Below are 6,213 nucleotides of genomic sequence, written 5' to 3' on the forward strand. Positions count from 1 at the left end.
GAGCGCCCGCAGGGTCAGCGCGGCGCGGCGCTCGAGGTCAGGCCGTCGCCGCTCGTCGGTCAGGGTGTCCAGCTCCCGGTACAGGCGGTCACGCTCGTTGCTGAGCCGCTCGCGCTCCGGGGCATCGGGGTCACTCGGCGCGGCGGCCCCCAGCGGCGAGAGCACCAGCCACAGCGATGCCCCCACGATCAGGGCCAGCAGAACGAGGCTCAGGGTCACGCCTCCTTCCCGCGACGCGCCCGCCGCTGCACTTCCGCGAGGTAGGGGTCAAAGGTGTCTCCCTCGGGCCCGGGTGTGGCGGCAGCGGCGGCGGTGGGCCTGCGCCGCAGAAAACGCCACAGCACCAGCCCCCCCGCCCCCAGCGCGGCCAGCGGAGCGCCCCACAGCAACATCCCCACACCGTCTTTCGGTGGGTCCAGCAGCACGAAATTGCCGTACCGCGCCGCGAAGTAGCTGTAGATTTCCGCGTCGCTGCGCCCCGCTGCCACCTGCTCGCGCACGTCGCGCAGCATCTCGCGGCTGATGTCGTTCGTGCTCTGGGTGATGGGTTCCCCGGTGCAGATCGGGCAGCGCAGGTTGTCCCCGATGGCCTCGGCGCGGAGGGTCTGATCGGTCGTCAGGGCGAGGGAACTGGAGAGCAGCAGGCTGAACGCCAGAGGCAGAAGCCGTGCCCCCGCTGGTCGCTGGCGGCTGGAAGCTGGCCGCTTCAAATCCCCTCCACCCCGATCTTCTCCAGCCCCACGTTCAGCCGCTCGCGGCTCAGCCCACCCCGGTCCACGTGGCGGATGATGCCCTCCTGGTCAATAAAGACCGTCTCGGGAATCCCCGCCACCCCGTAGTCGATTCCGGTCTTGATGCCGGGGTCACGCAGGTTGGGGTAGGCGAGGGCGTACTCGCGGATAAAGTCGCGGGCGTTCTGCTCCTTCGTCTCCTGAAAGAGGATGCCCAGGACCGCCGGGCCAGTCTCGCCGCTCCGTTTCTCGCCGAGTTCGCGGAAGAGGGGCGCTTCCTCACGGCACGGCTCGCACCACGAGGCCCAGAAGTTCAGCACCACGGGGCGGCCCTGCAGCGCGGCGAGGCTCACCTGCGCCCCGTCCAGGCTCTCCAGCGTGAACCCGGGCGCGGGCTTGCCCACCAGGGGGCCGCCGTCGGTGGCGTTCCGCGAGGGGCTCAGCAGCGCCGCGCCCAGCACCGCGACGAGGCCCGCCGCCAGCACGGGCGGAAGCAGCCGCCGCCACAGGGGAGCGGGAGCGGGGGTCGGATTGGAAGTGGGGGAGAGGTCAGTCATAGGTTCACTCTTTTTGCTTCTCCCCCCTTGCGGGGGAGGCTGGGACTCGTAGAGCTGCGGAGCAGAGCGGGGTGGCAAGCGCCAGCTTGCCCTACCTTCGCCACTCGATTCATCTTCAACACGCTCAGTCCGTCGCCGGAGCCGCCTGCAACGCGGACACGCGGGCCGGGGCACGGCGCGGCGGCACCAGCGTCAGCCCTGCCCCCAGCACCACGATCAATGTGCCCCACCAGATCCACGACACCAGCGGGCTTTCAATCAGCCGCACGCTGGCCCAGCGCCCCTCCTCGCCAAAGGCCGTCACGACGAGGTAGGTGTCGCCCCACAGCCCGTAGCGCACGGCGGGGGCCGGGAAGGGCGTGTCGCCGCCCTGGATATAGGTGTTCATCCGCGTCTCGTAGGCTCGGCCGTCGATCCGCACCCGCGCGATGGCCGACGTGCCGTAGGGCTTGCGCTCCTCGCGGGTGCCCTCCAGCGCCAGCGTCTCGTTGAGCAGCCGCACCGGGGCCGCGCCCACGTTCAGCGTGACCTGCGCGTCCTGCCGGTAGGCCGACGAAAAGGCGATGCCCAGCGCCATCACCACCAGCCCGACGTGCGCGAGGTAGGCGCCGTGACGCCGGGGCTGCTCGCGGAGAAGGCCCACCATGCCGCCCCCCCGCTGGCGCAGCGCCCGCCCGGTCAGCAGCCCCAGCCCGACGAGGTTGTACGCCGACAGGCCCACCGTCGCCAGCACGCCCACCCCGCGAATCCCGAGGGCGTAGGCGATCACCGCCGCCCCTGCCCCCGCCAGCAGCAGCGGCCACAGCGCCCGCCACAGGCCCTGCCCCTCGGCCCGGCGCCAGGGCAGCAGCGGCCCCACGCCCATCATCAGCAGCAGGCCCAGCCCCAGCGGAATGGCGAAGGCGTTGTAGAAGGCCGGGCCGACCGACGTGTCGCGCCGCCCCTGCACCGCCTCCACGATGGTGGGAAAGAGGGTGCCCACCAGCACCATCACCGCGAACACCAGGAACAGCCAGTTCCCGGCCAGGAACGCCCCCTCGCGGCTCAGGGCGGCGGGCGGCTCGCCCTCGTCGCGCAGGTGCGGCGCTCGCCACGCGGCCAACCCGATGCCCGCGACCAGCAGGAAGGCGAGGAACCCCAGGAACACCGGTCCCACCGGCCCCCCCGCAAAGGCGTGCACGCTCTGCACGATGCCCGAGCGGTTCAGAAAGGTGCCCAGCACCGTGGACGCATACGCCAGCACGATCAGCCACACGTTCCACGACCGCATCAGGCCGCGCCGCTCCTGAATCTGGATGGAGTGCAGGAAGGCCGTCGCCAGCAGCCAGGGGATAAAGGAGGCGTTCTCCACCGGGTCCCAGGCCCAGTACCCGCCCCAGCCCAGCGTCTCGTAGCTCCACCAGCCGCCCGCAACGATGGCGGCGGTCAGGAAGGCCCATGCGGTCAGCGTCCAGCGCCGCGTCACGACGACCCAGTGGTCCGACAGCCGCCCGGTCACCAGCGCGGCCACCGCGTAGGCGAAGGGCACCGCCAGCCCCACGAAGCCCAGGTACAGCAGCACCGGGTGAACCGCCATCATCCAGTGGTTTTGCAGGGCGGGGTTCGGTCCGCGCCCGTCCGCCGGAATCTGCGCCAGCGGGGTAAAGGGGCTGGCGACCGTCGCGCAGATGCCCACGAAAAAGAGCAGGCTGGCGTACATCGCGGCCAGCGCCCAGGGCCGCAGCGCGTCGCGCCGCAGGGTCAGGCTGAGGATGAAGGCGTACCCCGCCAGCATCCACGCCCACAGCAGGATCGAGCCTTCCAGCGCCCCCCACAGGCTGGTCACCTTGATCCACGTCGGGGAGGCCCGCATGGAATGCTCGGCCACGTACCGCACCGAGAAGTCGTCGCCCAGCAGGGCCGCCATCAGTGTGAGGATGGACAGGCTAACGAGCGCGAACACCGCCCACACTGCCCGCCGCGCCGCCTCGGTCGCCCGCGCGTCGGCCTTCACGCCGCCGACCACCGCCAGCCACGTTCCGCCCAGCGTGAAGGCGAGCGCCGCCAGCAGCGAAAGCTGGCCCAGCGCCCCCAGTGGGCTGGCGTCAAAGGAAATCAGATTCAGCACGTTGTCACCCGCAGGAGTCCGGAGACTTCACTCCAGCCCCAGCGCTCCGCTTTGGTGCTTCCATGGCGCTCCGGACTCTTCAATTCCTGCTCCCTGTCGGTCGGGTTCTCACGAACCGGAATCACTCGGCCTGCCGCAGCAGGTCCTTCAGCTCCGCCTGCGTCTGCGGCACGTTGTATTCCTCGGAGTGCTTCACCACGAGTTCGGAGGCGTGGAAGGTGTCGCCCTGGAACTCACCGCGCACCACCACGCCCTGGTCTTCCTTGAACAGGTCGCTCACCGCCCCGGTGTACTGCACCGGGAAGGAGGCGCTGCCGTCGGTCACGTCGAATTTCAGGTCCAGCGTCTGCGGGTTGTACTGCACGGCCTTGACCAGTCCGCCGATCCGCAGCGGGCGGCCTTCCAGTTCGGCGCGTTGCTGCACGTACTCGGTGGGGGTCACGAAGTATTCCAGGCTCTTGCCCAGGTTCCCGAAGGCCAGGAAGGCGGTCAGGCCCACCAGCGCCAGGACGCCCAGCACGGTGGGCAGCGGGTTGCGCCTGCGCCGCCGTGCCTGGGGCAGCCGGGTGGGGCCAGGAGAGGGCGCGGTCATCGCCGTTCCTCCTCGCCGCGCACCTGCCGCAGCCGCCACCACATCCAGCCCAGGTAGCCCACCAGCAGCAGAAAGGTCACGAGGTACACGACCACGACGTATCCGGTGTACTTATCCACGGGCGACCTCCATGCCCTGCAGGTCTTCCATCAGCTCGCGTTCCTCGCGGGCCTCCTCGCGGGCGGCCAGGATGCCGCGCACCCGCAGCAGGTAGGCGTAGAGCAGGGTAAAGGCGAGCGTGGCGACCAGCAGCACCCAGCCGTAGATCGGCGCGGCGTCGAAGCGGATGCCGCCCAGCAGCTTCAGCGTTTGCGTCTGGTGAACCCCGCGCCACCACTCCACCGCCATGTAGTTGACGGGCACGTACAGGGTGCCCACCAGCCCCACCACGGCGGCGACGCGGGCGCGGCGGTCGGGGTCGTCGATCAGGGAGCGAATCAGGAGATAACCGCCGTAGATCACGATGCTCAGGGCGGTGGTCGTCAGCCGGGCGTCCCAGACCCAGTACGCGCCCCAGGTCGGCTTGGCCCACAGCATCCCGCCCACGATGGTGGACACCGTGAACAGCACGCCGATCTCGGCACTCGCCAGCGCCAGCCGGTCCCAGCGGCGCTGCCGGGTCAGCAGGTACAGCAGCCCGAACAGCCCGGTGCCCCCGTAGGCCAGGTAGCTCAGCCACGCGCTGGGCACATGCACGAAAAACAGGCGCACCAGCGATCCCTGGTTCTGGTCCAGCGGCGCACTCAGCCCCAGGGCCACGGCCACCCCCAGGCTCAGCAGGGTGGCGAGGCCCAGCCCCGTCGTCACGCGGTCTTGTCTCATCTCGGCTCCATTCTGACCTGTGCCCATCCCTCCCTACCGTGAGGTCCGTGGGCGCAGGAATCCTTCGTCCCGCAAGGATCGCGCTCTGGCGGGCGGGCGGGCAAGTGCGAGTGTCCCCGCTGGGGCGAGGGCCTGCCCCCACTTCCTGCTACCGTGGAGGCCATCCTGTCGCCCACTTTTCTCCACGGAGGCTCCCATGAAGCGTTCCCGCGTTCTGCCCCTGCTGGCCCTCGCCGCCGTTTCCGCCCTCCTGCTGGCCGCCTGTGCGCCCTCGGCCACCACTCCCGCCGCGCCGCTGCCCGACCCGACGAGCTACCGCCCCGCCGACGTGACCGTTCCGGTGCCCGGCATCGGCGCCGTGGGCCGCTGGATGATCACCAAGGACCTCGTGCCCGCGACGTGGCTGGGCGAGAAGGTCGGCGGGCGCACCCTGCGCGAGCCGGTCAACGTGCTGCTGATCGACCGGGGCGCCCGCACCCCGCAGGAGGCGACCACCCGGCTGCTCACGGCGATGCGGGCCGCCGGGTATCCCCCGCGCGGCGGCCACTCCACCGGGTACTGGGGCGAGGTCGGCGGGCAGCTCTACCCCATGCTGCCCACCGGCAAGGGCGAGGCGTTCAGCGACGACCCCTTCTTCGTGCCCAACAACCACGGGCGCCTCTTCGGGCCGGTGGCGGTGGAGGGCGGCTTCGCGTTTACCGGGGCGTTCAGCCTGGAGGGCGTGCGCCTGTTGCCGAAGCCGGGGCATCCCTACCGCTCCTTTCAGGTGGCGCGGGAAGACCTCGCGGACCGGCTGAACGCGGCCAGCCTCTACAAACGTGCCGGGTACGTGGACATGGGCTCGCGTCTGGATACGCCCACCGAGACGACCGGGGACCACGACGGGCGGGCGGTGCTGCTGGTGGCGGGAGGGGAGGGGTAAGTACAACGCCGTCGATCTGGAGATCAACCGAGCGAAGCGCGATGGCGAAGAAGTATGTCGTACCGGGAGTGGAGACTGTTCGGTGCCTTTCTGAAAAGCTGGAGTGTGAGGTGCGGCGTACTCAGCCCTCCACCGCGAACCCGAACAGCAGCGTCGCCAGAATGATCGTCCCCACGTCGAACCCCGCCAGAAAGACCAGCCAGGTCGTGACCTCGGCCGACGGGCCGCCCGCGAGCAGCAGGCCCGTCGACTTCACGGTGGCGATCACCACCGGCACCAGGATGGGAAAGGCCAGTGCGGGCAGCAGCGCCTCGCGTGCCCGCAGGTTCACGGTGATCGCGCTGTAAAAGGTGGTCCCCGCGCTCAGGCCCAGGATGCCCAGCCCGGTCACGAGCGCCAGCGCCCCCCACGGCACCGCCTGCCCCGCCCCCGCCGCCCCGAACAGCAGCAGGCCGGTGGGCAGCGTGAAGGCCGCCACCACC

8 protein-coding genes and 1 pseudogene are annotated in these 6,213 nt (G+C 70.5%); 1 reads left to right on the plus strand and 8 read right to left on the minus strand.

Going from position 1 to position 6,213, the window contains the following annotated elements:
- The 7 genes and pseudogenes from QOL99_RS14255 to ccsA form a co-directional block, all read right to left on the minus strand.
- Positions 1-219: pseudogene (locus QOL99_RS14255) on the minus strand (c-type cytochrome); the annotation flags it as partial.
- On the minus strand, positions 216-710 hold the full coding sequence (locus tag QOL99_RS14260; RefSeq protein WP_285524789.1) for a cytochrome c-type biogenesis protein: 495 nt from the start codon (positions 708-710) through the stop codon (positions 216-218). The pseudogene QOL99_RS14255 and the gene QOL99_RS14260, both read right to left, overlap by 4 nt.
- Entirely contained in the window at positions 707-1,288 is a 582-nt protein-coding gene (locus tag QOL99_RS14265) for a TlpA disulfide reductase family protein (RefSeq protein WP_285524790.1), read from the minus strand. The genes QOL99_RS14260 and QOL99_RS14265 overlap by 4 nt, the downstream gene beginning before the upstream one ends.
- 124 nt (positions 1,289-1,412) lie before the next feature.
- The gene (locus tag QOL99_RS14270; RefSeq protein ID WP_285524792.1) at positions 1,413-3,395 is read right to left on the minus strand and encodes a heme lyase CcmF/NrfE family subunit; all 1,983 of its coding nucleotides are present in this window, start codon (positions 3,393-3,395) and stop codon (positions 1,413-1,415) included.
- A gap of 121 nt (positions 3,396-3,516) precedes the next feature.
- Entirely contained in the window at positions 3,517-3,987 is a 471-nt protein-coding gene (gene ccmE, locus QOL99_RS14275; RefSeq protein WP_285524794.1) for a cytochrome c maturation protein CcmE, read from the minus strand.
- Complete coding sequence (ccmD, locus tag QOL99_RS14280; RefSeq protein WP_285524796.1) at positions 3,984-4,106, minus strand: heme exporter protein CcmD; 123 nt, start codon at positions 4,104-4,106, stop codon at positions 3,984-3,986. Before ccmD ends, ccmE begins: the two co-directional genes overlap by 4 nt.
- On the minus strand, positions 4,099-4,809 hold the full coding sequence (gene ccsA / locus QOL99_RS14285; RefSeq protein WP_285524797.1) for a cytochrome c biogenesis protein CcsA: 711 nt from the start codon (positions 4,807-4,809) through the stop codon (positions 4,099-4,101). Before ccsA ends, ccmD begins: the two co-directional genes overlap by 8 nt.
- A 196-nt stretch (positions 4,810-5,005) precedes the next feature.
- On the opposite strand from ccsA, the gene QOL99_RS14290 reads away from it, so the two are divergent.
- The gene (locus tag QOL99_RS14290) at positions 5,006-5,731 is read left to right on the plus strand and encodes a hypothetical protein (protein ID WP_285524799.1); all 726 of its coding nucleotides are present in this window, start codon (positions 5,006-5,008) and stop codon (positions 5,729-5,731) included.
- 121 nt (positions 5,732-5,852) lie between these two features.
- Here the strand turns inward: QOL99_RS14290 and QOL99_RS14295 are convergent.
- On the minus strand, positions 5,853-6,213 hold a 361-nt coding region (locus QOL99_RS14295), incomplete at its 5' end, for a heme exporter protein CcmB (protein WP_285524800.1).

The sequence above is a fragment of the Deinococcus rhizophilus genome, assembly GCF_030271215.1.
Taxonomy (GTDB): domain Bacteria; phylum Deinococcota; class Deinococci; order Deinococcales; family Deinococcaceae; genus Deinococcus; species Deinococcus rhizophilus.